Annotated in this window: 1 pseudogene; it reads right to left on the bottom strand. The window is 67.4% G+C overall.

Going from position 1 to position 236, the window contains the following annotated elements:
- Positions 1-29 precede the first annotated feature (29 nt).
- A pseudogene (locus tag AC0L3J_RS38395) lies at positions 30-236 on the bottom strand (hypothetical protein); the annotation flags it as partial.

The raw sequence follows: 236 nt of genomic DNA, 5'->3' as shown, positions 1-236 counted from the left end.
CGGCCTTCCCTGCGCAGTGGCTTTACGGCTTATGTCGCGCTCTCCCCGGGGAGCGATGCACTATTGCCCCCGTCGCCTTGCGGATGGCTGACGCGCGGGCCCGGTTGGGCAACCCACATCACCGCAACGCTTGACGCACAGACCCCGGGCGTCAGGACCACACGATTTTGCCGTACGCCGATCACACCGGTCGTGTGCGCGAGGCCTTCACTCACGGTTGCCCGCCCTGCGAAGCC

Source organism: Bradyrhizobium sp. Kon37 (assembly GCF_055807535.1).
This window is presented reverse-complemented; position numbering and strand designations above follow the sequence as displayed.